Source organism: Fusibacter ferrireducens (assembly GCF_015352425.1).
GTDB lineage: Bacteria > Bacillota > Clostridia > Peptostreptococcales > Acidaminobacteraceae > Fusibacter_A > Fusibacter_A ferrireducens.
Window position 1 is genome coordinate 238,298 of record NZ_JADKNH010000007.1, and the last position, 26,569, is coordinate 264,866.

A 26,569-nucleotide genomic window follows, 5' to 3' on the forward strand; every position below is an offset into this window, starting at 1 on the left:
GAACTTCGCATCATCACGGTTTAAATTTGTAGCCAATACCTCGAACAGTTATAATCAACTCAGGATTTTTATCATCTTCTTCAACTTTTTTACGGAGTTGTCTGATATGGACATCCACAGTTCTCGTTTCGCCCACATAATCATAGCCCCATATAGACTCTAAAAGCTCTTCTCTCGTATAAACACGCCCAGGAGATTTCATCAATTTTTCGAGCAGTTCAAATTCTTTAAGCGTCAAAATGAGTTCAACACTGTCTTTGAAAATCTGATGTGTCTCTGTATTGATCGAAAGACCTTCTTTGTTGATTAACACATTGGAACTTGTAGGTTTCTCCCTGAGTTCAGCCCTTCTGAGCACTGCTTTTACCCTTGAAATGAGTTCTCTTGTTCTGAAAGGCTTCCCAATATAATCATCCGCCCCCATCTCAAGTCCAATAACCGCATCAATTTCTTCATTTTTAGCAGTCAACATGATCACTGGCAATCTGGCATGTTCAGATTGTCGTATTTTACGAAGTACTTCTATACCATCCATTCCAGGTAGCATTAAATCTAAAATAACACCGTCTAAAGTCTGCTTTTCAAGGATTTCCATAGCTTCTTCGCCCGATTCCGCTTGGATCACCTCGTAACCATTGCCTTCTAAATTGTACCTTAGCAATTCTAAAATGTGAATTTCATCATCTACTATCAAAATCTTATTCTTTTTCATCTAATCACCTCTATATAATATTGTCCACTCCTACATGAATCATTATACACCACCATTGTATAATAGAACTTAAACCAAACACAAGGAAATTTATAATTCTTTATCTTCCGCCTAACAAATTGTATAATATCTTTAGGGTTACTAATATTCAGGAGGACATATGATTTCACTTGGCTACAAAAAAAATATCACTTTCTATAAAACACTCTTTGCCATTGCAATTCCAATTGTCTTGCAGCAAATGATCTCCGCATCGCTCAATCTTGTCGACAATGTTATGATTGGACAATTGGGGGCAAGTAACATCGCTGCTGTCGGCCTTGCCAATCAAGTATTTTTTTTGATGACCTTGATACTGTTTGGTACTTATAGCGGTGTCAGCATCTATATCGCTCAATACTGGGGCAACAGAGAACTTGGTAAAATAAAACACGTGATGGTTATTGGCATCACGTTTGGCACATTGGTTTCAAGTCTCTTTTTTGGGTTTTCTTTTTTCAATTCAAATGGCATACTCGATCTATTTTCAAACGATCCTCTGGTCATTTCTTTAGGTTCAAAATATCTTAAAATTGTGAGCATGAGTTACATTTTAACAGCTCTAAGTTTTGCATATGGTTTTTCCTCAAGAAGTATTGGGCGAGCAAAATTACCCATGTATGCCAGTGCAATCTCATTAATACTCAACACCGTTTTAAACTACGCACTCATCTTTGGACATTTCGGCTTTAAAGCTTACGGCATTGAAGGTGCTGCCACAGCAACTTTAATCGCTAGAATCGTGGAACTCAGCATTATTTTATTCAACATATACTCAAACTCTCCTGTGTTGGCCGTGAAGATAAAGGACTTTTTTGATGTCAAACGGGCCACTGTCAAGCAAGTTTTTAAAACCGCTTTTCCTGTGATTTTGAATGAGACTTTCTGGGCACTGGGCATGACCACATATGCTTTTGTCTATGCTCATATTGGCACAGATGCCATGGCTTCTGTACAAATTTCCAATATTATCAACAGTCTCTTCATGGTGGCGAGTTTTGGCCTTGGAAATGCTTCCTCTGTGATGCTTGGAAATCTCCTAGGCGCGAATCAGATTGATGATGCAATTGAATACAATACACGTTTCTTAGTACTATCCGCCCTACTTGGCATCACAATCGGCATTTTGATCATACTCCTTGCCCCTTTAATGATTCACACGTTTTTCAAATTAACACCTGAAGTGAGTCGAATTACGATTAACACCATGCGCGTTATGGCACTCTTCATGCCGTTTAAATTTTATAGCACAATCATCATAATAGGCACTTTCAGAAGTGGTGGCGACACGTTATTTTCAATGCTTTTAGAAGTGAGTTGCGTCTGGCTCATAGGAGTGCCACTTGCCTTTTTAGGCGGTTTTGTTTTAAAGTATCCCGTGTATTTTGTGGTTGCCATGGTCTCACTTGAAGAAGTAACCAAAGTGATCTTGGGTACACCGCGTGTAATCTCTAAGAAATGGGCTAAAAGAATCGTGATGTAACCATAGGCGTAATATCATGAGATGCAATCATATGCTTAATAACATGAAATGCAACCTAAATATAAAAAGTGCTTGTTCCCTTAATAAGGGTATGAGCACTTTTTGCATATGACGCCGATTTGATCCAATTTAAATTAATATTTACAACTCATTTTTAAGTCCTATTTTCTCCAAAAGCGCTTTGGTCTGTTCAATATATGAAATAATATCTCCAAAAATATACGTTTTTTCTTCTGTTTCATTCATCAATTTTTTCATAGTCTGTTCATCTACTCTTATAAAATCACTGATTGCCATAACCTCTTTTGTGATGTTTTCAATGTTGTTAGTATTATGTGCCACTGTCGTGTTGACTTCTTTTACATGCTTTGACAAATCCTCTTGCAAAATTAGGATTTCATCCAATACACTTTTGGTTTTATGAGTCAACGTCTTACCTGTGATCACCTCTTTGGTCGCAAGTTCATTTTTTGCGCCTAAAGTATCCATGGCCTTTTGAATGAGCATGATATTAGATTCAATTTCAGAAGACGCCTTCTCTGTCTCTTCTGATAGTTTCCTAACCTCTCCTGCGACAACTGCAAATCCCTTTCCTTGATCTCCAGCTCTTGCCGCTTCAATAGAGGCATTTAAAGCCAGCAGATTGGTTTGGCTTGAGATGCTCTTTATACTATTTGTAAAGCCTTGAATTCGAGTATAATAAATCTTGAGTTCTTCAAACGCCTCACTAAATTCCCCAAAGAGCTTAATAATCAAGTCCACCTGTTCTGATAACGCGTGGATGTCTTGACCACCTTTTGAAGTTTCCTCAGTGGTGAGTTTAATGCCGTCGATAACTTGAGTCATTTGTTCCTTTTCCTTTTCAAAGTTACTTTTCAGATTAAGCATGTTCTGTCCCATCTTTTCCACACTGTCATTATTGCTCACTACAGAATGAAGCATATCATCAAAGCGTTTTGTAATATCCCCCTCATTACTCAACACTTTTTCCACACGTTGATTTAATAACTGGTTGACAAAAACAAGGGTCTTGTGTACTTTCACAAAGAGCGCTCTATCTACTAAGATCTTGCTTGAATCTTCAACTGCGTTACCTTTGTCAGCAACTGCCTTATACTTTTCTTTATCGAACCATTTCCCCATAATTTCACTCCCCTAAAGTTAATATGACCATCGTCTGGTTTAGATGTGTGCTGTCTAATTGCTCCCCATAACTCGAAAAGCCTGTAACGGGTCCCAGTTCGCAAAGCGGCCCGATGATTTGCTTTCCAATATTTTCTTTATCAAATTGAAGACGTCTCAGAATACAATTGAAGACGAGCATCCCTTTAATAGAACGTACATTTTCCCTTATAGCACTTTGAGTTTCTCGAATTACCTCTAAGGGATTATTGGGCTCCAAAATTTCGAGAACGGAATTGGTGAGCACTCTACAATAAAATTCAATGGATTGGTCTGGATTAATATTAAAAGGCGATGTAATCCATATTTTTTCATCCAGCCTTCTGCCAAGTGGATTTCTTGTGAAGTACTGACTCAACTGATCTTCTCTTATATTTAATTTTTCAGCATAACATTTAGCTGCAGGCTTATTGTCAAGCTCGTAAACAGTTCTTTTGGCAACATCTGCTTTTGTGACCACCATTTGCTTGCCCATGGGCTTGAATATATTTTCTTTATAAATATAAAATTGGTGACCTGTCTTAACAAATGAAATTAGCGCAACATTGCTATACACAACACCGTTAAGTGCTATTTTTGTTGCTTTAAAATCCAACCCATCCCCTGCAGAAGCACCAACGAGCGGCATATTGTTATCCCCTAAAACCGCATTGATTACCGATAATGCCTTTTCTTCACCTGCAGACAAGCCATCCATAAGCGTGATGCCAAACAAATCCTTTTGCCTCGAAACCCTCTCGGGGTCAATTTTTAATGTTTTTAAAGCTTCTGTGATGCGTTCATGATATAAGATGGGATACTCAGAAATGTTTTCTAACAAGACAGACGCCACATTAAAGTCATCTGATGCAATTGAAAAACTCACTAAAGAATGCTCGGTTAAACAGTGGTTAGAGATTTCACCAGCAGTGGTACACCCCACCACGTCATTGTTGGGGAAATAACGCTTTAACCCTATAGCAATCTCATCAAAGTCATATTGATTTGAAGCAAAAAACATGACGTATTTTACATTGGATTGCTTAATCTGTTCATAATTCTCATCAATGGCTTCTCGCGTTGTTTTTTTCGAACTAAATCCTTGCAAAATTTTCAACATAGCCCACTCCTATACTGCTTTATTTTTGATCTACTCTTTACCCATAATCTCCTTAATCAAACCAAATGTTAAATTTATGTAATATTTATTATATCACAGTGTTGCCGCAAACTCTATTGTCAACTATAGAGTTTGCTCACAAGTTATTACAGTCAGCGGTTTGCATAAAAAAACGACTCAATATAAAGCTTTCATATCCAGTCGTTTTAAAGGCGTCAAATCTAATATATTGTCATAAATACACATTCGACATAACTTTATAGCACATGTTCTGGAGGATCAGATTCCAAACGATCATGTTCTGAATGATCATGTTCTGAATGATCATGATGTGAATGATCTGGCCCCTTCCCCATAAAATTCATCATTTTTTCAATTGCAACATCTGACAGAAATACGATTTCACTTTTTTGTCCTTTTGAATCTTCGCCACATAAGATAATGCCATTGTCATTTTCTTTGTATAGAAGCGGCACTTCCCTTTTGTATATTTTCCCAGTTTTTGTATCTTTGACTTCAATGGTTACAACTTCCGCCTCGATCTTTTCTGGCAAAACTTCTGACTCTATTTGACTTTTCATAATGCTACCTCCTTTTTTTTATCAGGTGTCTGATCTAAGATCATCCTTGCGCCCATACCGCAGGTTGGACAACAACGCCCCTCATTTGAATCCTCACATGAAACACAGTATTCTGTAAAACATCTGACGCATTTGTAAATCACTTGATTGAGAATCTCATTGCCACATCTCTGGCACTTGTTTATAGAATTTTCCACTGCCTTACCTCCATCATTTCATTCTTTAACTGTCTCTAATAACATATTCAGAGTCTTCAGTCTCAAATCGCTTATTTTACCCTGTATGATGTTAATGCCGCCGTAATTTTGATTGATTTTAAACATATTTTTCATCTGAATATTTAAAAGATTGCAAAGGATCATTCTGTTAACCCCTGCGTGTCCAACAATGACAACAGATTGATGCTCTAATCTTATGATCTTTTCAAAGATCGGTAAAACCCTTTTGCTTAAATCTATAAAACTCTCGCCGCCTGGGGGTCTAAAATAACCTATATCTTGTCCACGTGCCTTAAATTCATCGGGATAACACCTTGCGATTTCACTAAAAGTCTCCCCTTCCCATCGTCCCAAATCGATCTCCCTAAAAGCTGAGATGATCTGCACACGGATATTATTCTGAGCACCAATTTCCATAGCAGTGTCGTGTGATCTCAGTAGATCACTACAGTATATGGCCTCAATATTTTTGTCCTTAAAAAATCGTCCCAGTGCCTTTGCTTGAATCATGCCTTCTTCACTTAGAGGTAAATTCGTTTGTCCAATAAAGCGTCGTTGTGCATCTGCAAGCACTGGTCTGCTGTGACGAATTAGATATATGGTCTTCTTTGACATGTCTTCACTCCTCTATTTTTCTCTTTGCTGGGTGAGGACAATATTCTGTGCTTACAATTATTGAATTCACGCCAATTTCAAGTTCATTTTGTTCAAGAGCGCTTTGGATGGTTACAATGTTTTTTAACCGTTCTATAATCAGCTGTTCATCCACGATGTCTGCTAAATAGTAGAGCTGTAAATATAGGGCATCTCGTGTCTTATGCCTCTTAAATTGTATTTTGTAATCCAATAGTGCTTGAATATCCAAAAGCACATCGTCTACTGCGCCCTTAGTGAGCTCATGACCGCCACGGAGCTTAACGCTTCCCTCTAAACGCGTTCTAATAGCATCCAGCCGTTTCAGTACAGAGCCACAACTACAATATTCTGAAATCATACGAGATTGGTCCCCAGTTCTATATCGTATTAAGGGCATGCCCTCTCTCTTTAATGTCGTTATCACAACCTCGCCAAGCGCGCCCTCTGGCAAACATATGCCTGTATCGGGATCAACTATTTCTATATAAAAGTCGGGTTCATACAAATGGTATCCTTCATGGCACGAACACTCAATGCCCCCGCCAAACCCCGTCTCTGTCATGCCATAATATCTAAAAACTTCACAATGCCAATACTGTTCTATTGTTTTTAAAGCAGTTTCAGAGACAAAATCTGTGCTCAAAAGCATTTTTTTCACCGTTGTAATAGGTCTATTCATGAACACGCCGTATTTCACAAGCGCAAGCACTTGGAAGGGAATGCCCACAATAACATCGGGCTCAGTCGTCTCAATCGCTTCAAAAGTTGCCACCAAATCCTTGACGACACCTTTCAAAATGGGGGTTTTACCACCCAATTTAAGTGCCTCTCCTAAGAGTTTCCCTATGCTTCCCTCTCTTTCACAAGGCAATAGAACAAGCACTTTATCCCCTGCCTTTGTAAAGGTATCCATCCCTACTCTAAAGTAGTCAATAGTGCGCTTTTGATCGTTTGCCGTGAAGTATAAACGTTTCGGTGTTCCTGTGGTTCCCGAAGTTTCCAGAGTGACCACACGCTTGATGACGTCTTGAGAACAACAAAGCATCTCACGCCCTCTCGTTTTAATGTCTTCGGCAGTTGTAAAGGGCACAGACTGCCAGTCTCTTACCAACTGCCCCCCGCCTTGTGCGCCATCCATTATTTGCGCCATATGCTCTCTGTAAAAAACACTTTTAGAGGTTGCATAAGTTAATATTTGAGATCTCAGTTCGCCTTGGCTATCCGAAAGATCTCTCGCGAATACCCGAAGATCTGAGTCCATTTGCTTTGCCGCCCATAAATCTAAAACGGATTTTACTGTATTTTCAAACACCGCAAAACCTCCCTAATTGATGCATTTTGTTCATCTGTAAAGGCTTTTTCCATCCCTGCTGGTGAGATTATAAGCGCAAAACGGAATCAAATCACCTGTCTGACTCACTACATGAATGTGACAACTTTTGAGGCGTTTTAAATCCAGTGTCCATGCATCTTGAAACGCCATTCCCGATATCGCCAACGTCATTTTGGCTTGTTCCAAAAATGCATCTAGACTTGTCAAATCTGGAACCATCGAGATGTTTTGCTCAGGCTGAACCACTTCAAGTGTATTGCCTTTTGGGGCAGACCACTGTCTTGCCACATATTTCATTGCCGCTTCAGCCGGGGTTTCCACACTGCAACAACATGATTTAGATTTACCAAATTCAGAAACGCTCTTAAAATGACCATCTTTCTGAAGTGCGAATTTACCATTAAAAGAACAAAGCGGATGCTCGCTTGAAGGTGGCACAAAAGCAGATACCTTAATCTCACCATGTGTTTGATGCTCAATGCCCCTTAAAAGCGCTGGTATGGTCATCCGATCCTCCGAAAAGGACTCTGGATATCTGCCAAAGTAGCTCACAGGCTGAAAGTGAACACCACGAACAATGGGCATATTATGCGCCGCAAAATCAATGATCGCTCCAAGCTCTAAGTCATTAACCCCTTTTACCACCGTTGGGACTAAAACAACGCCAATCCCTGCTTGCTTGCAGTTTTCTATGGCTCTGATCTTCTGCTCTAAAAGCGCTCGCCCCCTTAATGCTTTATATATGGGATCACTGAGCCCATCGAATTGCAAAAATGCACAGTTAAGACCTGCACGGGCTACTCTTTCACAATAATCATAGTCCTCTGCCAGTCGAATGCCGTTTGTATTGAGTTGAAAAAAATTGAATCCCATACGCTTTCCAAGGTCTATGATCTCTGGCAGATCATCTCTCATAGTCGGTTCTCCCCCAGAGAGTTGAATATTAAACGGTCCTCCTTTTAAAAGTAACATTTCGTACCAAGCTTCAATTTGAGACATAGTAGGGTCCATACTGTGTTCACTTCCTGCCTCTGCAAAGCATACGGGACATTTTAAATTACAGCGTTGGGTTATTTCAAGCAAGACGCAACATGATTGTTGCTGATGCTCTGCACAGATGCCGCACTCATAGGGACATCCTTTGCTGTCAACTGGCTGAGCCGCCTTCTCAAAAGCATTGCGGTCACCGCACCAATTTTCAATTTCAGGCGCACCCTCCCAAATAAGGGTTGAAAAAAGACCATGCTCTGAACACGATTTCACAAGGTAACTGCGATCATGCTCCCGAACAATTTCAGCATCGACTCTTTTTAAACAAACTGGGCAAACACTTTCTGTTTTAGAATAGATTTTTTTTGCATTCATTATTGATAACCTCCAAACTTTTTTCATGAAAAAAGTCGTATAAATTCTCTATCATGAGGATACTTTCTATTTTGTCTTTGATGCGTTTGGCATTATAAAACCGAAGAAATATGATATTGCCATCAACTTTAGGATACTTTTTTCGCGTGTTTTCAAATCGTGTTTCCAAAGAGATATACTGATCTTCCTCAGTCAATTTGTCAGATAGATAGAGCAATTCTTTCTCAGTAATTTTAAGCCCATTGGGAGGCAACTCTATATCCATGTGGCAAGAAATGATCTCTTCAAGACCATAAAACCCTTCTTCTGAAATCATCTTTGCCCCTAAAAACGCATGGTTTGGCTGTCCTCTCCCCACATCGTGCAACAGTCCCGCTTTCTTTAAAATCTGCTCCGATATGAAAGGCCCTTCTTTGTCGTTGAGATCCCTTGCAATTCTACAGGCCAACACTGAAACCGCCTGACTATGTCTTCTCACTCTTGATGAAACCTGAAACAAATTCAGTAGCGCTTGGCATTCGTCCAAATTTGGTATTGATCGCATGGCCGAATAAGTCAATATCTTCTCGTAATCTGCAGGGGTATCCATGTCCATTAAGATGCCATTATCTGCACATGGCAATTCTATCCAATTCGCCTTAAATATGTCCAAAACACGCCTCAAATTCATGTTCTCATCTGATTCAAGGATTGTTTTGAAGCAATTCCGATGAATAAAAGGTGGATGTCCTCTCTGACCCAAAAAACTTGGGAAAATAATTTTATCGGGATTGGCCTTATGCGCTTTTAAAATTTTTTCTATGGTTTGATGTCTAATCATGGGAATATCCGCCGGTATCAGAAAAAATCCTTCAACATTGCTTTCCAGTGAAGCTACTCCCACCTTAACCGAAGAAAACATACCTCTTTCAGGTGCCATATTTTCAACGATTTGGACGTGCTTGTGCACCAAAATCTGTCTAACCTCATTTGAGTGGTAACCCACAATCACTCTGATGTCTTTTACACCGGCCTTCTGGAAGGCTTCTATTACCCACAAAATAGCCGCTTTATGCTCTATTTCAAGCTTTGGTTTCAAAGCACCCATTCTTGAAGATTGCCCTGCTGCAAGTATAAGTGCTGAGATTTTTTCAACGCTCACTTGTATTTTGAGCTCTTACTTTGATGAGCTCAGCCACAATGCTGACAGCAATTTCTTCTGGTGTTTCCGCCAAGATTTCCAACCCAATGGGGCAATGAACCGTTGAGAAATCTTCCTGTGTATAGCCTTTTTGTTCTATGAGCTCTTTGTAAATCAAATCTCTCTTGCGCCGGCTGCCAATCATGCCGATATAGCCAACAGGTGTTTTAAGCACTTGATCAAGAATGGTTTTATCATGCATGTGACCTCTTGTGACAATGACGATATAACTGTCTCTATCATAGGGCAGTTTAGGCAATGCACCTTCTAGAGACGGCAATAAGATCAGATTTGCATTCGGAAAGCGTTCTGCATTTACAAACTCCGAACGATCATCTATGACGATTGGATCGAATCCAACTTTCCCAGCAGCTTCCACCAATTTTTGTGAAACATGTCCTGCACCGAAAACATACAGATGACCACCACTCAATATGGGTTCTATGACAATCCTTTTACATTCAAAGCGCTCTGAATGCAGTATTACCTTAGCAGGATTTGAAATCATCCGCTTATAGAATTCACCTTCTCCTTTGAGTTCACCTCTGACGCTCCCATTTGATTCTACTAGGCACTGCTGCCTATCTCCGTCATGGTTGATAATAGTGCAGAGCCAAGCTTTTTCCCGATGTGCAAGGCATGCAAGTAAAGCTGTTACAACTTCTAAGTTGCTGGATTCATTGGCTGAAATATAGTCCAATAAAATTTCGCCTGTACCACCACAGATCATATCCGTCTCTGACGCTTCCTCACCTGTAAGTGAAAAACTCTGTATGCGCGACCGCTTTTCTCCAAATACGATTTGAGCGGTTTCCATAGTCACTGCTTCTAGTTTGCCCCCACCTATGGTGCCGATGATCCGCCCGTTTTCACATATAATCATATGAGCCCCAAAGGATCTTGGCGCAGAACCGGATTTGTCGATGATCGTCGCAAAAACACAATCTTCATTTGCCTCTAAAATCTTTTTTAATGCATGCCAAATAGAATTCATAGAATATCCTCCCTGATCTCAGATAGTGTGTGATCGTATGCTTCAAGAATTTCCTCCACCTTATCATAGACCTGTTCTATGAGCGCGGGACATCTCTCCATGCGATTCATGGGGTTGTTCTCCAATATTTGAATGCAATTGATCCCACCATATAGAGCACCAATCTCTTCATTAAACCACTGTATCAATTGATCCATCATAACTTTTGCAAAAGGCATCTCGACTTCGCCCTCAGCGCCCCGGCCAGTATAGAGCGAAAGCAGGCAGGCGCCTCCAGTGAGTGCGCCGCAGTTATTTGCAGAACCACCTACGCCGCCACATAGCCCCCCCATTGCTCTGATCAAATCCTTATTTTCTATCTTCTTTTCTTCAAGCCCCATCATCAATAAAATTTGACTGCAACAAAATCCACTCTGTGAAAGTTCCAAAATCCGCATCATATCACTACTCATTGCTATCTCCTCCCTCTCATTTCTCAGCAATTAAGCCAAAATAACCGAGCTTTAATCCAGACACCCCTTTAAGAGCACAAAACGCCGAAAGAAAACCGTCCTCATATTCTCCAGATTGATTCCAAATCATTTCCGCTATATAACTGTGTAAAAGGGTTGTTTTTTCCAACCATTTTGAAATTTTGAAGCCTTGATTTGTAATCAACTGTTCCACTTCATTCTGCGTTTTAAGAGAGGATGAGTCAGAATTTGCCTTCAAATAGACATCTGAAATGGCAAGTTTTGCCCCTGGCTTCAACACCCTGTAAGCCTCTTTTAAAACTTGTTGTGCATCCTGAAATACAGATAGAGTACATTCCATTAAAATACAATCCCTACTTTCATTTGGATAGGGTAATTTTTCGGCATTTGCCACTTCTATGGGCAGTTCAGGCATACTTGAAAGACCTGCCTGAATTATGATAGAAGAGCAGTCAACGCCTGTGGCATCATATTTATAATGTGCCCTCAAGTATTGCACCGCTGTCCCCATGCCACAGCCCACATCCAATACCTTAGAGGATTCATCTAAACCGCACGCCAATATCAGTTCGTCAGTTAGCGCCAGACCACCTGGCCTCATGACTCTCACACTGTTTTCAGAAAAAGGATAGGTTTCGTAACTATTTTTCATTTGTCTTCCAACGCCTTTTCAACTTGCTCCATCTTGCCCAGTGCTAAATCTTCTGGGATGTACACAAGTCCACATTTTTCACATTTGCTGAGCTCCACAGGAAAGTTACTCCCCAAATAAGATAAGGTCAACTTCCCAAGCTTCATCTTTTCGCCACATACGGAACAAATAATTTCCGAATGATCATCACTGGTATACGCCGACATGGATAACCTCCTATACTTCTATTTCCAATCTATGACTGTAAGTGTTTAAGATATGATAGCCCTCATCTGAGCGTGTGAATTCAACCCAATATGTCACCGACACAGGTCTGTAGTAAGCCACATAAGTCTCTTTCGTGGCATTCCACATTTTTTGCCCCGTTTCTTCCACATGCTCTAATACTTTGGTCAAATCCTCAATTAAAATATTGCGTTCTGCCATGATGGCTCTCACATCATCTTTTATGATTAGATTCACTTTGCTTTCAACCTCCTCTTGACACTCTCCCCATATGGTTTTAAGCAGTGTTCTTTTAAGTCTGCTTCTATTTTCATGTCGCTCTGAAAAATCCGGTCCTTTTGCCACAGGATAAGATGTCGATTTCTCCGCAAAGAGTAGGTCTAACAAGTGATAAGTTCTCTTGTTCTGTCCAGTAAAGTTGTCCCTGCACATGGCACAATAGACCACATAATCTTCCGAGCACTCATTGACTCTGGCTTCAATTACCGCTTTTGCCACCTCTCTATTTGCAAACATCATAAGACCGCCATAACCACAGCATGTGGTCTTGTCTTTTGAGTACTTAAGCTCTACAATCTCATGTCCTGCTCTTTTCAAGAGATTTCTGACACTCTCCTGAAGGCCTCTCTCAAGCCGGGTACTACAGCTGTCGTGAACTGCAAGCCTTTGAGGTTCAATCCCTTGGCCACTCATCCCCACAAAATTCTTTTGATCCAACAGCGTATAGAGCATTTCCACCTCTATCTCTGGCAAGTGTTCTTTAAAGACCGAGAAGCAACTTGGACAGGCGGTAATGATTTTAGGCTTGTCTTCTGCGAGCCATGTCTCCTTAATGTGCGTCATGCGTTCATCAAACAGATCTTTTCGACCTGCCCAAAGTGCTGGCGCACCACAACAATCGAGCATTAAACCCGTGCCACCAGATAAATTTTCACAAAGCCACGGGTATATTTTTTCAACATGCTCAGGTGCTGATGCCGACAACTGACATCCTGGGAAAAAAAGTGTTTTTATTTCAGTTTGATGTGGGGGTTTCTTCATCATAGCAAAATGATCACTCACGCTAAACGCCATGTCCCTAAGGGCAAAATCATGTGCAGAAGGTGGCATTTTACCTTTCTCAACCATTTGGTTTCTCGCTTCCTTGCAAACCAAGCCCATATCTGCACCATTCGGACAAATCTGAGCGCATTGTCCACACTGACTGCAAGTATTGATCATCTTGTTCGCATGGTGTATACCCATGACGATGGAGAGATTGTTGTATACTTCCCTAAAGTAACGCTTCGGATACCCCTTATAATGCTTCATGTATTCACAGGCTTTTACACATTCAAGACACTCGCACAGTAAGCAACGCTCTGCCTCTGCCTCTGCCTCCTCTTGTGTGTACCCCTTTATAGAATCGCTTGGATAAATTGCTTGCACAATCGTTTCATCTTCTATATTGGTGAAGAGCTGAGTCTCTACGCAACCTTCACCTACTCGATTAGCGGTTAGAGACACCCTTTGAAAATAGCGGTCAATGGAGTTCGCTGCCCTCTTGCCATCAGAGATTGAGCGCACAGGAAGATAGGCTTCTCGATCCCCGCATAGAGATCCCCCTGCAAAAACACCACCCTCTATAATCTCATAAGTGAGTGGATCGATCATTAAAGGTTTCGCCTGCTCTCCGACTACCGCATCAAGCTCTGCAGTGGCAACATCTATGTAGACTGCCGTATACCGCTCTCTAAGTGCTTCCAATGATAAGTTACCTTGAACGCCTATGGCATGTTCCAGATTGATCTCTATCCCCATCTTTTTCAAGTTTTCAAACGCTTTATCTCGCAGTGCAGCGGGTAGAACTTCTTCTTTATACTGGTTTAGTCGCCCACCAAGACTTTTGGATTTTTCAAAGACAGTTACTTTATAGCCTTTGAGTCTTAAAATTTTTGCAACAGTCAGTCCACTGAGTCCTGCACCGACTACAGCGACGCTTTGTTGCTTTTCAGGGGGTAAAAGTATTTTAGAAGGTCCTGAGGGCCTCCCGTTGAGTACAATATATTTTTCAAGTTCTCCGATGAGAATCGATTCGTCGAGTTCATTTCTCAAACATTTATGCATACAGGGTGCTTCGCATATATGGCTGAGGATGTTGGGAAATGGTACGGATCTACTGTATAATTTATAGGCCCCCTTATAGTCCTTTTTCTGGATGGCGCGAACAATGCCTTTGACATCCACATGTAGAGGGCACTCTGCTGTACATCTGGGGGGATTTTCCTGTGTGCAAAGCCCTTCACGTTCTCTAAGTAAAATCTGGTCCATATCACACCTTCTTTTTTAATCATTGAAAATTCAGGACGGCACTTTTCAGATTACCGCCCTGAATTATTAAGAGGTTATTTAGCATGGTTGTATTTCTAAATTTTATTAATCACAGCAACCGCAAGATGATTTTTGCGCTTCAAGACCCGCTTTAATTTTGGCTGGCAAAGCAGGAATCGCATAAATTCTCACACCGCATGCATTGTAGATCGCATTTAGTATCGCTGGATGTGGTGCGGTCAGTGGACCTTCACCAACGCCTGAAGCACCATATGGGCCGCTTGCACGTGGTGAAATGTTATAGATGATTTGCATGTCGTCTGGCACATCTTGAACATATGGCAGACCACATTTTGCAAGTGTAGTGTGTTTCGTGAGATCTTCGAAATCTTCTGTGAGCGCAAGGCCGATTCCCTGAGCTAATCCACCGTAGATTTGTCCATCACAAGTAGCTTTATTGGAGATCGTCCCAATGTCTGCAATTGTTGTGAACTTAACCACAGTCGCCTTGCCGGTTTCAAGATCAACCTCAACTTCCGGCATAAACAATTCATACATATAGTTAGAGAACGGATCGCCTTTACCTGTATCTGGTGCACAGTCTGTACACATTGAAGCCGCCCATTTACCGTCATAGCGAAGTGGAATGTTTTCGGCAACCATTTCTTCATAAGTTCTGTACTCGCCATTTTCTTTATTGCCGGATTTTCTCATGGCATTTAAAAGCATTTCGCTGGCAACGCGAATGGCATTTCCTGTGACGACATTTTGTCTACTGCCGCCGGATGGGCCACTGTTAGGCGTAAATGCCGTGTCGTTCATAACCAGCTTAAGCTGCTCTGGTCGATAGCCAGCATGTCGTAACGTCTCATGTGCATGCGTCAATGTCCCAAGATCTGCCCCTTGACCATGATCTTGCCAAGAACTGCCCACAGTAACGCCTTCAGGTGTCATTTCCACCCAAGCTTCAGAGCTGTCTGGTCCATCAAGGCCACAGCCGTAAATGCCTAGAGAAAGGCCAACGCCTCGTTTTTTACCTGGAACATCATATTCTGCACATCTTTGCTTAGCCTCTTTCCAAAGTGGTCTAAGTTTATCGAGCATTTCTTCGAAGCAGAACACTTCTGGAATCTGTTGTGTTGGTGTGGTTGCCCCTGGTCTATAAACGTTTTTATATCTCAATTCAAGCGGGTCCATGCCCAATTTTTCAGCGAGTTCATCCATTGCAATCTCAGAAGCCAAGAATGCCTGTGGCGAGCCATACCCTCTGAATGCAGAACCCCAAGCATGGTTGGTACAAACTGTACGCCCTTTGCCTCGAATATTTGGAATGTCGTAGCCCGCACCTGTGAACTGTGCTTGGCGAAGGGTCAATAAATCACCGAACTCTGAATATGGACCGTGATCGATTGTCCAATCTGTTTCCATTGCCAATAATTTACCGTCTTTATCTGCCGCAAGTTTACAAGTGACAAAACCTGGTGATCTCTTACCCGTGTAAGTGATGTTTTGGAACATATTGAAATTAAGGGATACAGGTTTCCCCGTTGCCAAACAAGCAACACCTAAAAGCGCTTCATTTGTTGGACTGAATTTATAACCGAAAGTCGCCCCTGTTGGATTTGCCACTAATCTCAACTTGTCTGGTTCAATGCCAATTCCTGGACAAATCATTGCATGATGAAGATGTAGTGCAATTGACTTGGAATGAATTGTAAGTCTGCCTTCTTCATCGAAGTATGCACTCCCACAATCTGGTTCAAGTGGTAAATGTGGCTGACGACTACAATAAGTATTTACTTCAACGATTGCTGCTGCTTGATCAAAATAAGGCTCTATCTCTTCACCTTTTACAATACCTTGCTCAAAGTAAACATTTGGCGTGCCTTCGTGAATCTCTATGGCATCATCAGCCATAGCCGCTGGCGCACTCATATACGCCGGTAAAACTTCAAGATCCACTTTTACCGCTTTTGCTGCTGCTTGGGCATGTTCTTCTGTATCCGCACAAACAATTGCAATGGCATCTCCAAATTGGAATACTTTTTTGTCGCATAAGATTGGTCTATCCCAGCCATCCCCTTTATTCGTTGGGAATGTGATCAAACCTGTAATTCTATTTTTACCTTTGACATCTTTATGCGTAATAACTTGGTAGACACCTTCCATCTTTTCTGCTTCTGAAGTGTCTATGCCTAAGATATTGGCATGTGAAACTTCTGCCTGTACGAGTGCCATCCGCAGTGTTCCAGGAGGCATCTGCAATGCCACATCAGCACCAAAATCCCAAGTACCTGTAACTTTGCTCAGTGCAGATGGTCTATGATATGTTGTCCCATAAATTTTGTTCCCAGTTGGGCTGAAGAGTAAATCTTCCTTACGCATTTCACCTCTTAATACTTTAGCAGCTGCCATAACGGCATCCACAAGTGGTTTATAACCCGTACAACGACACGCATTTCTATTTTTTTGGAACCAAGCCCTGATTTCTTCTCGAGTTGGATCTGGATTGCCTTCTAATAAGACTTTCGCTGACAAGATAAAGCCTGGGCTACAGAAACCGCACTGTGCACAGCCATATGCCATCCATGCCACTTGAAGTGGATGGAGATTTTCAGGCGTACCAATACCTTCAATCGTCGTAATCTTCGCTTCATTCGGTACACGCTTCATTTTAACGATACATGACCTCACCACTTTACCGTCCATAATAATGGAGCATGTGCCACATTGTCCTTGGTTACACCCTACTTTACACCCTGTAAGCAATAATTGCTCACGAAGTACTGATGCCAATGTTACATCTGAATCAACAATCATGGTTCTTGGCAATCCGTTTACAATAAGAACTTTTTTCTCCATGTTACATCTCCTAAATGAATTTTTTTATAGTAAAAAACAACACTACCTTACACGACCCTCCTCACATCGCCATTTTGTTTTATTAAAACCCTTTTCCAAACGAACAGTTCGGGAATCTGCACGTTTCACATCTTGTACATAGCCCTCCGTGACCATAAGTTACAATGTCACGCTTTGTCAGTTTTTCACCTGCAAGAACTCTTGGAAGCACAAGATCAAAGATTGTGCTCTTGGCATACATAACACAGCCTGGCAAGCCCATCACTGGAATGCCCTTGATGTCTGCAAGCATGAACATCGCGCCTGGGAGTACTGGTGCCCCATAGGTAATCACTGTGCCACCCGCTTTTCTGATCCCCGAAGGGGTCACATCGTCCGGATCAACAGACATGCCTCCTGTTGTGACGATGACCTCCGCACCTTCTTCAATAAGTGTATGGATGGCAGTTGCAATCATATCGATGTCATCATCTGAGATGATCTGTCTAATCACTTCACTGCCGAGTTTCTCAATTTTTGCCTTTACCACAGGTCCAAACTTATCTACAATTCGGCCCTTATATACCTCACTCCCAGTGGTGACGACGCCAATTTTTTTCTTGTGAATCGGGAGTACTTCCACCACAGGATAGTGATCGCTTGCTATCTTTTCCACTTCAACAATTTTATCTTTTGAGATCACCAGCGGTACGACTCTACAGCCAGCAAGTGTCTGTCCTATTTCCACCACCTGATTGGAGTGAATAGATGCTAAAACCATTTCATCAATTGAATTTATTTCAACAAATGGGTCCAATTTAATCTTTAAAAGTCCCTTTGTGGTCGCCTTAAGTTCAACTTTCCCTTCTGATGGCGCTGTAAGTTCAATACCACTGCCTGTGATGGCGCTTGAAATTCTCTCTGCGGCCTCATTCTCATGGCAAGTATCTTCGTTGATTTCCCAAATATAGATATTTTCTTTCCCCAAGCTCAACAGTTTTGGAATGTCTTCTACCGAAATCACATGGCCTTTTTTAAAGGCAGGTCCCTTTCTTTTTTCTGGGATAATCTCTGTAATATCATGGCACAACACCATGTTTATTGCTTGTTCCACTGGTACAAACTTCATCAGCTACCTCCATTAAGAATGTCTTCAAAATTAAAAAAAGAGCGCAGGAAAGGAATCCAGCGCTCTGCTTGAGAGTGTTAATTTCCTTATGCCTTTTTTACCGTAATAACTGCGCAACACAGTTAACGAAACAGATTCATCTCTGAGATTTCAAAATAAAGATTCAAAACTTCACTGTCACCTCTTATATACGCAAGAGGTATGCCAAAGCAAGAATGACCACTCAATTCTTTTGTCCTTTCGCAACAAGATTTACCTATTTTTTGATCATAACGCAGTTGTTTCCCCCCTTGAATCATCTAAAGAAAATTTAGAATTTTCGTCAATTGGCGTCCATTTAAAGGCAATATTTGCTTTTTTTTCATAAAAAAAGTGTTACCTCTGCGTGTAAGGTAACACTTTTTTACTCATATGGGTAACACTGGTTTCACTTTCATTGCTCATGGCAATGATCACTTGCATGTTTCATATCCACTGTCCACATTTATCATTCTTTTCACTTATAAATCTCATGAAGCTTCATTTTATTGTAAATCGTTTTACGCGAGAGGCCCATTTCAAGTGCCACGCGGCTGACATTTCCCGCATGTCGATTTAAGAGCTCTATAATCCTATTTTTTTCTGTTTCTTTGGCGGCCTCTTTAGTGAGGACACGACAGGCCATTAAGCTTTCACCGACAACGTGCTCCTCTTTAGAAGGCGTCTCTTGAAAATTTCGAATGCGCTCTGGAAGGTGTTGAGGGAAAATGATGCCATTTTCAGCAAGATTGACAGCGCGTTCAACCACATTTTGAAGCTCTCTCACATTGCCAAGCCATGAGTACCTTTTTAAATACTCGTAAACGGAGCGATCCACTCGCACAGTGCGTTCCCTGTCATTACACAGTTTGTTCAAGAAGTGTCTAAACAGCAATGGAATATCCTCTACACGATTTCGAAGCGGCGGGATCATAATCGCCATAACATTGAGTCTATAAAAAAGATCTCTTCTGAAAGTCCCCTTTTCCACTTCTTCGAATAAATTTTTATTGGTTGCACAAATCAAACGTGCATTGACAGAGATCATCTTGTCACCGCCTATGCGGACAATCTGCTTTTCTTGAATCACTCTTAGAAGCACCGTTTGATGTTCTAAAGGCATGTCGCCGATTTCATCTAAAAAGAGCGTGCCGCCTGCTGCCAATTCAAATTTCCCGGGTTTCCCACCTCTTTTAGCACCTGTAAAAGCGCCTTCCTCATAACCGAATAATTCACTGCCAATGAGTTCTCTGGGAATTGCACCGCAATTAAGGGAAACAAATGGGGCATTGCACTGAGAGCTTTTATTGTGAATAGCCTGAGCAAATATCTCTTTTCCAGTGCCGCTCTCACCAGTGAGCAGCACATTGGAATTGTTAATGGCTGTGAGATTCGCAAGGCGGATAGATTCTCTGATTTCAAAACTGCTGCCAATAATATCTTCAAACTGAAGTGAAGCGGTATAGCCGCCAAACCGGTCTAAAAGTTTCTGAACTTGTTTAACTTGTTTTAGCGTAATGAAGCTCCCTACCAGCGCCTCTTTTTCATTATAAATAGGCTCAGAAGAGATGATGCAATCAAACGGTCCATTGGACGTATGAATAATCCCCTCAATATATGAACACGGTTTCAAGTAAAAGCAACCACTGCCAAGTGAGCGATGTCTAGGACTCACCATATTTTGAATCAGCATGCCTATCGCATCTTTCTTCTCCCTTCTTAGGATCACCTCTGCTGCAGGGTTCATCTCAGAAATCGAGCCATCTTCACCTACGATTAAAACCCCATCTGAAACCATGTTGAAGAAGTTCAGTAATTTTTTATTTGCAAGTGCCAATTGTCTGTTTTTATTTTCTATTCGGAGTTGTGCCATAATGGCCTCAGCAGTGGCCACAACCATCCCCAGCGTGTGACCATGTGACGCTTCAAATGGACCCGAAATATCCACAATACCGAGCAAATCCCCGTTCACATCGAAAATAGGCGCTGCCGAGCAAGTGAGTCCATGATGCTTTTTACAGTAATGTTCTGCGCCAGAGACTTGAACAGGTGCTTGCTCATACATGGCTGTGCCAATGGCATTGGTTCCAGCGACTTCTTCTTGCCAACTGGCCCCTAGGAAAAAATTCTTAGTCACAGGATTTTGCCAAACATCCTCATCTGCAAAAAGCTCTAACAGATAACCTTCTTCATTGACGAGAACCACCACAAACCCGGTTCCCCTTACAAATTTGTAAAGTTTCAACATAAAGGGATGTGCAATTTTGATCAAATACGCCTTTTCCTTTAAGGACTCATCAAATGCTTCTTTGCTCAGTGATACATGTCTAGAATCATCCGTTGGCTCAACGCCATAATCTTTGCATCTAAGCCATGACTTATAAATTTCATCCTTCACACCATTTGATTTTAATTGTCCTTTGCCCACAAAAGATTCCCAGTTCTCAAGTAGCATCTCACTTTTTTTAATCATGTAAACTCCTCACAAAACAACACCTTGGATACGCCTTTATTACAGTTTATTACCTATTGCAATTATTGATGCTCACGAATATGAGTTAAAATATCAAAAGTCAAAAATTAGGCACCTTTTTACACAACAATGCTATTTATAGGAAGTGGCGTGATACAGCATAGAGTGGATAATTTATGCGAAACTGACCTTTGATATTCCAACTGTAATCTATTAATCGCAAAGAATGTGCCAAATCCATCAGATTCCCAAAACAATAACTTTGATCAGAGCTAAATTCTGTCCCATCCTTTGAATAGACTGCGTTATTGTTTTCAAGTTTATATGTAATACGCCACACAAGTGAAACAAAAGTGTTTCCATTATGCGAAAAACTGTGAAATAAGTGTCACCTATTACACAATAGTGTAACACTTATTTCACAGTTAGTACACAGCAGTTTCATCAATTTGCTTCTACTGCTTTGAATTGAAATCAAGTAATCCAATACAAAACGCAGAATATAACATAGTGGCAATTTTAGTCTAATAATGATCAAATGTAATAATATTCTATTTTTTCTTGACTAAGTAATTTTATAATGTTAGCATGATGTCATCGTACACGAAAAAAGGTAATTTTACGTTTTCTTCAATTTTTTGAAACAATACAAACGGAAAAGGTTAAGAGGTGAATATGAAAAATTCTAAAAAAATTGGCACACTCTTATTCATTCTAGGCATATCTTTAATAGCAGTTTTATGGTATGCCAATGGCCTCAGAAAAGAAAATGCCGCACTCAATAAAACTTTGATAGAGATGAGGCATACAATCGAAAATAGTCACCACTTAATAATTGATCCAACTGATAATTCAAAAATCACTGAAAATATAAGCCTTGATGACATTTCGATGACCTATATTGAAAACAAGGTAAGATTCGTATTTTCCGATGAAGCTTTACAGGCTTTGGCATTGCCACTAGAGAAAGCGCCAAATCTTAGAAGCATAGAACCTTTAACTGCAGTGACAGTTTTGGATTTAGTCTATTCCAATGATGAAGAATGGTATTATGTGAAGATACCCGTTTTGGATTCTCCCGTTAATGTAAAGGGCTGGATCAGAGTTGATCAAGTTATTGAATTAGATAAAACCAATATCAATGAAATCAAAGCACCTGTTTATGTGAAAAAAGGCGCAAGCATAAACGTTCTTTGGAATGAAGGTAACATTGACGAATCGGCTGAGTCAGAAATTTTAGAACATGATGTCTATGGCCGTATCATCAAAGAAGATAGCGGGCATTGTTACTTATCAACACCAGGTGGCTTTGAATTTTGGATTAAAAAGGATGAACTCAGCTTTCCACAAGCCGAGCCTATCCAATAGATTGAACCACATCATTTTGTTTGATATTTTAGCTTCCAACCCCAATATGTCATTGATCACAGCAGTCTCATGTGCGCCAATTTCATCATTGGGCATTCACCACATTGACAATGCTCATACTTTCAATTTTTTTTGCCGGTAAGATAATCGCAATAAAAGTTGTCAGAATTGCAGCCGCTATCGTGACGGTCAAAACCGTTAACGGCGGCTCCCAAAGTTCTCCCCAATTTGATGTAATCAGCCTTAAGAAGAAGAGTCGGTGAAAATATAACCCTAAAACACCTCCTGCAATGCTTCCTGTTATTGCATAAGTGGCTGCTTCAGCTCCAACCACTTTTTTGAGCTGCTTGCCAGACATCCCCACCGCGCGCATGACGCCATAGTTGCTCATTCTGCTGGAAACACTTGCATTTACAGTATTGATGATGTTAATTAAAGCAACCAGCGCAATGACTATCAAAAAGCCATAGACAAATACCGCCATAGTGTAGTAGCCTAGCTGAACTTCGTTATTCCGCTGCTGTTTGTCTAACAGCATCATTTCAGATGTGAGCAAATTTCGAATCTGCGTAGAAACATCCGCCCCAACTTGCATATCAATAATGGTATAATCCGAAATATCGGTCAATCCAGTAAATGTTTTTTCAGAACAAACGATGTGCCAACTACCATTGCCCGAATCAAACGGCACATCAGAAATAATGCATGCAATCTGAATTTGGCGTGCCTCTCCTAATAAGTTTAATGTTAAAGGATCCCCAACATGCCAACCCAAATTTTGCGCCTGTTTATAGCTGACTGCAACACCATTGCCATTCTTAACATCGTCAATGTTCCCTGAAATCATCATTTTATCAGCCCACTCAAATTGTGAATTGTCATAAGAAATCAACATTGCCGCACCAGATATTCGACTATCATTTGCCAGTATATCATCGTAGAACATACGACCGTATACTTTTTGAATATCGGGGATCGCTTCTAGTTCTTCAATTAGGGCATGGTCTATTAGCGTTGTCTCCTCAACGCCCTTAATGGACAGATCAGGTGCATAAGGCTTCAATGGATTTAAGGCATGGTTCATAAATGTGATCAGTACTGTAAAGCACAGAAACAGGATAATGCTAATCGCGAAGGACCCGGCAATCAATATCATGCTTTTGCCATTAGAAAACGCATGACGGAATCCCATTGCCATATCCACATGAAAAAAGTTGGTATTGGATGCTTTTTTTATTTTCAAATTATTCTTCTGATTAATATTGCCAGTTACCGCAGCCTGTGGGGACACTTTTGCCGCTCTATTTGCAGGTGATTTTGAAGCCAGCATAACCACAAGAAAACCGATCACTGTACCTGCAATTACACCAACCCAACTGATCTGAAGCATCGGCATAGGCGGAATATCCTGTATACTCAGTGTGTTTAAAAAGAATACTGCTGACCATTGAACGCCACATCCAGCAACAAGCCCAATGGGAATGCCCTTCAGACAATACTGTAAGCCTTCTAGACGGATATAGCGTTTAACTTGACTTTGTGTTGCACCAAGGCAACGCAAAAGTCCAAAAAACTGCGTCCGCTCTAATATGCTCATATTAAAACTGCTGGCAATCATGAACATGCCCGTCATTGCAACAAGGATAAAAAGAGTGCCCCCTGTCAAATAGATGCCCTGCATGGATGAATCATCACTCTGTCCCATTAGTCCAAGCAGTCTGATATTTGTGGCAACCTGCTCGTCTGTCAAATGGTATTCAGCCTTGATTTCTGATAATGCTTGGTTAATCTTCACACCGCTCTTAAATTGTACATAATAGTATTCCTCATATAAATCAGACGGCAGTGCACGCATACCACCCACAGACAGGAAAAGGCCGTGGGCATCACGCCCTTTTAAGCTGGAAAAATCGCCATATGTTCCAGAAATCTTATACTGCCGTGCCTGACCATCACTATAGACAACCGCTATTGTATCTCCAAGGGTAAGACCGAATTGTTCAAGCCCCTGCTGATCAAGAAGAGCCTCCTCAGAAGAAGCGGGATAGGCGCCCGTCACCACAGTTAGATTCATCTGCTTTGCCATATCCTTTTCACTGCTCTGAACATACAATGCCTTCCCTTGAAACGTTGTATCCTCGGCAATGCCTAGGAAACTGGATACCTTTACATCATCGCGATGTCCAATTTTTTCCGAAATATCATCCGATAACCCTGTGATCATAGCATGAAAGTTTCCATTTTGACGAATATACGCGTTGATTTGAGCCTTTACACTCATATCCGCCATGCCGAAAATCGCCGTCACCAACATGACGGATATGGCGATACAGATCACGGTAAGTCGATTTTTCTTTTTGTGTACTTTTGCATATTCAGAAACAAGCCCAAGATAACTTTTCATTCGACGTGTCCCCCTAAATCCGTGAGGATACCGTCTGACACCTGTAACACGCGGTCAGCTGCTGAAGCAAGGCTTCTGTTATGCGTAATCATGATAATGGTTTGCTGATAGCGCTTAGCAGCTGTTTTCATCAGTGAAATGACTTCGCTACTGTTTTGGCTGTCCAAATTTCCCGTCGGTTCGTCCGCAAGAATCAGCATTGGCCGTGTGATCAAAGCGCGGCCGATTGCCACGCGTTGTTGTTGTCCACCGGAGAGCTGTCGTGGTAGATGATTTCGCCTGTCTTTTAGAGACAACACTGTAAGAATTTCTTCCACATAAGCCTGATCTGGTTTCTTATAGTCAAGTAAAACAGGAAATGTGATGTTTTGCGCCACATTCAATTCAGGAATCAGGTTAAAAGCCTGAAAAATAAAGCCTATGTTTCTACGACGAAAAATGGTGAGTTTTTCATCGTTCATTTTAAATATGTCTTTACCGTCAATGAGCACTTTGCCCGATGTAGGCATATCTAACGCCCCAATCATATTGAGCAACGTACTCTTTCCTGAACCAGATTCCCCGACAACTGCAATAAATTCTCCTTTTGAAACCGAAAAGCTCACGTTTCTCAAGGCGTTGACTGCCGTTTCACCTGTTCCATAGGTCTTGCAAACGTCATTTACTTCCAATAAATTCATTTGATCTCATCCCTTTCAAAATTGAGAGCACTTTTAATAAACAACTCAAATAGTGTATTCAAAATAAATCCCACCTTTCTATAAAGGTAGGTTAACATCTGCGCCTTACTCTCATATGAATTCTGGCTTACAATTTAGTAAGATTCATAAAATTGATAACGAATACACTGCCTTCACCTAAAACGCTGTCTACCGCAATGCTTCCTTCATGTGCTTCCACGATTGCCTTTGCAAGCGGCAATCCAAGACCTATGCCCTGCGTGTCTTTTGAAAAGCGACTACGATAAAATCGCTTGAAAATATGATGTATATCTTCTGGATGAATGCCACTCCCATTATCTCTTATGGTCACCTGTGTAATCATGGGCCGTTTCTGCCACTCTATGGCAATACGAGCCCCTTTGTCCGCATGGTCCAGGGCATTCTTCACAATATTGCTGAAGGCTTCTATTATCCAATTTTTATCACAATAGAGCAACACATCGCTGGGCCCAGACAAGAGGATCGTCTTTTGCTCTTGACTTGCGCGAAACTCAAAATGATGATAAATGTCATTCATTATATCCGCAATATTTTCAAATGATTTCTCTATGATGATCGCCCCTGCATCCAGTTTTGTGATCTTCAAAAGATTTTGAACGAGTATTTCTATTCGATCAATCTCTTTTTCCGACTTAACCGCAAATTCTCGCATGGCTGCCATGTCTTCGATTTCGTCCTGTAAAAGTCCATTGTAAATTGTAATGGCAGCAAGAGGCGTCTTCAGCTGATGAGAAATATCCGAAATCGTGCTCTTTAAAAATTCTTTTACCTTTTGTTCTTTTGCAGCATGAGCATCAAGTGCCGTGGCTAGTGTATTTATCGCATGAAATAGCTTGTACAAGCTCCCCTCGCGATCACAGTCAATACGCGCATCTGTTTCCCCTGAAAGATATGAATTTATTTGCGTGATCGCATCTTCTATGGTTTGATGCTGCTTCAGAAAATAAAAAAAACAACTGCCTAATACGCATACGGTAATGAAAAGGGAGAGTACGAAAATCGCAAGATTCAGCACGCCCCAAAACAACCATACGATAACTTGGGATAGGACTATAAAACTACCCAAGATGCAAGACATTAATATAAAAAAATTCCGAATATCTCTATTTGTAAAAATGTTCATTACGTTACC

The 26,569-nt window shown here is 41.0% G+C and carries 22 protein-coding genes; 2 read left to right on the top strand and 20 right to left on the bottom strand.

All coding sequences use genetic code 11. The annotated features are described in order from the left end of the window. Nucleotides 1–13 precede the first annotated feature (13 nt). The gene (locus ISU02_RS13095) at nucleotides 14–712 is read right to left on the bottom strand and encodes a response regulator transcription factor (protein WP_194702282.1); all 699 of its coding nucleotides are present in this window, start codon (nucleotides 710–712) and stop codon (nucleotides 14–16) included. 160 nt (nucleotides 713–872) lie between these two features. Here ISU02_RS13095 and ISU02_RS13100 point away from each other — a divergent pair, with 160 nt between their 5' ends. Beyond that, entirely contained in the window at nucleotides 873–2,234 is a 1,362-nt protein-coding gene (locus ISU02_RS13100; protein ID WP_194702283.1) for an MATE family efflux transporter, read from the top strand. Between the two features lie 141 nt (nucleotides 2,235–2,375). On the opposite strand, the gene ISU02_RS13105 is transcribed toward ISU02_RS13100, so the two are convergent. The 16 genes from ISU02_RS13105 to ISU02_RS13180 form a co-directional block, all read right to left on the bottom strand. Further along, nucleotides 2,376–3,377, bottom strand: a complete 1,002-nt coding sequence (locus tag ISU02_RS13105; RefSeq protein ID WP_194702284.1) for a methyl-accepting chemotaxis protein — start codon at nucleotides 3,375–3,377, stop codon at nucleotides 2,376–2,378. Between the two features lie 4 nt (nucleotides 3,378–3,381). Next, on the bottom strand, nucleotides 3,382–4,515 hold the full coding sequence (locus tag ISU02_RS13110) for an FIST signal transduction protein (protein ID WP_194702285.1): 1,134 nt from the start codon (nucleotides 4,513–4,515) through the stop codon (nucleotides 3,382–3,384). Between the two features lie 257 nt (nucleotides 4,516–4,772). Next, the gene (locus ISU02_RS13115) at nucleotides 4,773–5,096 is read right to left on the bottom strand and encodes a hypothetical protein (protein WP_194702286.1); all 324 of its coding nucleotides are present in this window, start codon (nucleotides 5,094–5,096) and stop codon (nucleotides 4,773–4,775) included. Then, entirely contained in the window at nucleotides 5,093–5,293 is a 201-nt protein-coding gene (locus ISU02_RS13120; protein ID WP_194702287.1) for a hypothetical protein, read from the bottom strand. Before ISU02_RS13120 ends, ISU02_RS13115 begins: the two co-directional genes overlap by 4 nt. Before the next feature lie 18 nt (nucleotides 5,294–5,311). Continuing rightward, complete coding sequence (gene cobC, locus ISU02_RS13125; RefSeq protein ID WP_194702288.1) at nucleotides 5,312–5,929, bottom strand: alpha-ribazole phosphatase; 618 nt, start codon at nucleotides 5,927–5,929, stop codon at nucleotides 5,312–5,314. A gap of 4 nt (nucleotides 5,930–5,933) precedes the next feature. Next, nucleotides 5,934–7,262 carry a DVU_1553 family AMP-dependent CoA ligase gene (locus ISU02_RS13130; RefSeq protein WP_194702289.1) on the bottom strand — a complete coding sequence of 443 codons (1,329 nt, stop codon included), beginning with the start codon at nucleotides 7,260–7,262 and terminating at the stop codon, nucleotides 5,934–5,936. Nucleotides 7,263–7,292: 30 nt separating this feature from the next. After that, entirely contained in the window at nucleotides 7,293–8,648 is a 1,356-nt protein-coding gene (gene trsS, locus ISU02_RS13135) for a radical SAM (seleno)protein TrsS (RefSeq protein ID WP_194702290.1), read from the bottom strand. Beyond that, the gene (locus ISU02_RS24350) at nucleotides 8,623–9,789 is read right to left on the bottom strand and encodes a DVU_1551 family NTP transferase (RefSeq protein WP_194702291.1); all 1,167 of its coding nucleotides are present in this window, start codon (nucleotides 9,787–9,789) and stop codon (nucleotides 8,623–8,625) included. The genes trsS and ISU02_RS24350 overlap by 26 nt, the downstream gene beginning before the upstream one ends. Continuing rightward, entirely contained in the window at nucleotides 9,779–10,822 is a 1,044-nt protein-coding gene (locus ISU02_RS13145) for an XdhC family aldehyde oxidoreductase maturation factor (protein WP_194702292.1), read from the bottom strand. The genes ISU02_RS24350 and ISU02_RS13145 overlap by 11 nt, the downstream gene beginning before the upstream one ends. Continuing rightward, a complete protein-coding gene (locus ISU02_RS13150) occupies nucleotides 10,819–11,274 on the bottom strand; it encodes a DVU_1555 family C-GCAxxG-C-C protein (protein WP_194702293.1) in 456 nt (151 codons plus the stop codon). Before ISU02_RS13150 ends, ISU02_RS13145 begins: the two co-directional genes overlap by 4 nt. Before the next feature lie 16 nt (nucleotides 11,275–11,290). Further along, nucleotides 11,291–11,947, bottom strand: a complete 657-nt coding sequence (trsM, locus tag ISU02_RS13155) for a DVU_1556 family methyltransferase (protein WP_194702294.1) — start codon at nucleotides 11,945–11,947, stop codon at nucleotides 11,291–11,293. Next, the gene (locus tag ISU02_RS13160; protein ID WP_194702295.1) at nucleotides 11,944–12,153 is read right to left on the bottom strand and encodes a DVU_1557 family redox protein; all 210 of its coding nucleotides are present in this window, start codon (nucleotides 12,151–12,153) and stop codon (nucleotides 11,944–11,946) included. Before ISU02_RS13160 ends, trsM begins: the two co-directional genes overlap by 4 nt. A 10-nt stretch (nucleotides 12,154–12,163) precedes the next feature. Beyond that, nucleotides 12,164–14,482 carry a pyridine nucleotide-disulfide oxidoreductase/dicluster-binding protein gene (locus ISU02_RS13165; RefSeq protein WP_194702296.1) on the bottom strand — a complete coding sequence of 773 codons (2,319 nt, stop codon included), beginning with the start codon at nucleotides 14,480–14,482 and terminating at the stop codon, nucleotides 12,164–12,166. Between the two features lie 105 nt (nucleotides 14,483–14,587). Then, nucleotides 14,588–17,344, bottom strand: a complete 2,757-nt coding sequence (locus ISU02_RS13170; protein ID WP_194702297.1) for a molybdopterin-dependent aldehyde oxidoreductase — start codon at nucleotides 17,342–17,344, stop codon at nucleotides 14,588–14,590. Between the two features lie 82 nt (nucleotides 17,345–17,426). After that, complete coding sequence (locus ISU02_RS13175; RefSeq protein ID WP_194702298.1) at nucleotides 17,427–18,452, bottom strand: molybdopterin-binding protein; 1,026 nt, start codon at nucleotides 18,450–18,452, stop codon at nucleotides 17,427–17,429. Nucleotides 18,453–18,948: 496 nt separating this feature from the next. After that, nucleotides 18,949–20,943, bottom strand: coding sequence for a sigma-54-dependent Fis family transcriptional regulator (locus ISU02_RS13180; protein ID WP_194702299.1), 1,995 nt, complete (start codon nucleotides 20,941–20,943; stop codon nucleotides 18,949–18,951). Nucleotides 20,944–21,618: 675 nt separating this feature from the next. Here ISU02_RS13180 and ISU02_RS13185 point away from each other — a divergent pair. After that, nucleotides 21,619–22,311 (top strand): hypothetical protein, encoded by a 693-nt coding sequence (locus ISU02_RS13185; protein WP_194702300.1) that lies wholly within the window; start codon nucleotides 21,619–21,621, stop codon nucleotides 22,309–22,311. Between the two features lie 85 nt (nucleotides 22,312–22,396). Here ISU02_RS13185 and ISU02_RS13190 read toward each other — a convergent pair whose 3' ends face one another. The 3 genes from ISU02_RS13190 to ISU02_RS13200 all read right to left on the bottom strand — a co-directional run bounded on the left by ISU02_RS13190 (nucleotide 22,397) and on the right by ISU02_RS13200 (nucleotide 26,560). Continuing rightward, entirely contained in the window at nucleotides 22,397–24,715 is a 2,319-nt protein-coding gene (locus tag ISU02_RS13190; protein WP_194702301.1) for an FtsX-like permease family protein, read from the bottom strand. Further along, nucleotides 24,712–25,395, bottom strand: coding sequence for an ABC transporter ATP-binding protein (locus ISU02_RS13195; RefSeq protein ID WP_194702302.1), 684 nt, complete (start codon nucleotides 25,393–25,395; stop codon nucleotides 24,712–24,714). Before ISU02_RS13195 ends, ISU02_RS13190 begins: the two co-directional genes overlap by 4 nt. A 127-nt stretch (nucleotides 25,396–25,522) precedes the next feature. Beyond that, nucleotides 25,523–26,560, bottom strand: coding sequence for a sensor histidine kinase (locus ISU02_RS13200; protein ID WP_194702303.1), 1,038 nt, complete (start codon nucleotides 26,558–26,560; stop codon nucleotides 25,523–25,525). Nucleotides 26,561–26,569: the final 9 nt, after the last annotated feature.

Bases quoted from the DNA above. Each gene is read 5' to 3' on its own strand.
- ISU02_RS13095 (WP_194702282.1), bottom strand. From the start codon at position 712: ATGAAAAAGAATAAGATTTTGATAGTAGATGATGAAATTCACATTTTA.
- ISU02_RS13100 (WP_194702283.1), top strand. From the start codon at position 873: ATGATTTCACTTGGCTACAAAAAAAATATCACTTTCTATAAAACACTC.
- ISU02_RS13105 (WP_194702284.1), bottom strand. From the start codon at position 3,377: ATGGGGAAATGGTTCGATAAAGAAAAGTATAAGGCAGTTGCTGACAAA.
- ISU02_RS13110 (WP_194702285.1), bottom strand. From the start codon at position 4,515: ATGTTGAAAATTTTGCAAGGATTTAGTTCGAAAAAAACAACGCGAGAA.
- ISU02_RS13115 (WP_194702286.1), bottom strand. From the start codon at position 5,096: ATGAAAAGTCAAATAGAGTCAGAAGTTTTGCCAGAAAAGATCGAGGCG.
- cobC (WP_194702288.1), bottom strand. From the start codon at position 5,929: ATGTCAAAGAAGACCATATATCTAATTCGTCACAGCAGACCAGTGCTT.
- trsS (WP_194702290.1), bottom strand. From the start codon at position 8,648: ATGAATGCAAAAAAAATCTATTCTAAAACAGAAAGTGTTTGCCCAGTT.
- ISU02_RS13145 (WP_194702292.1), bottom strand. From the start codon at position 10,822: ATGAATTCTATTTGGCATGCATTAAAAAAGATTTTAGAGGCAAATGAA.
- ISU02_RS13150 (WP_194702293.1), bottom strand. From the start codon at position 11,274: ATGAGTAGTGATATGATGCGGATTTTGGAACTTTCACAGAGTGGATTT.
- trsM (WP_194702294.1), bottom strand. From the start codon at position 11,947: ATGAAAAATAGTTACGAAACCTATCCTTTTTCTGAAAACAGTGTGAGA.
- ISU02_RS13160 (WP_194702295.1), bottom strand. From the start codon at position 12,153: ATGTCGGCGTATACCAGTGATGATCATTCGGAAATTATTTGTTCCGTA.
- ISU02_RS13165 (WP_194702296.1), bottom strand. From the start codon at position 14,482: ATGGACCAGATTTTACTTAGAGAACGTGAAGGGCTTTGCACACAGGAA.
- ISU02_RS13170 (WP_194702297.1), bottom strand. From the start codon at position 17,344: ATGGAGAAAAAAGTTCTTATTGTAAACGGATTGCCAAGAACCATGATT.
- ISU02_RS13175 (WP_194702298.1), bottom strand. From the start codon at position 18,452: ATGAAGTTTGTACCAGTGGAACAAGCAATAAACATGGTGTTGTGCCAT.
- ISU02_RS13180 (WP_194702299.1), bottom strand. From the start codon at position 20,943: ATGATTAAAAAAAGTGAGATGCTACTTGAGAACTGGGAATCTTTTGTG.
- ISU02_RS13185 (WP_194702300.1), top strand. From the start codon at position 21,619: ATGAAAAATTCTAAAAAAATTGGCACACTCTTATTCATTCTAGGCATA.
- ISU02_RS13190 (WP_194702301.1), bottom strand. From the start codon at position 24,715: ATGAAAAGTTATCTTGGGCTTGTTTCTGAATATGCAAAAGTACACAAA.
- ISU02_RS13195 (WP_194702302.1), bottom strand. From the start codon at position 25,395: ATGAATTTATTGGAAGTAAATGACGTTTGCAAGACCTATGGAACAGGT.
- ISU02_RS13200 (WP_194702303.1), bottom strand. From the start codon at position 26,560: ATGAACATTTTTACAAATAGAGATATTCGGAATTTTTTTATATTAATG.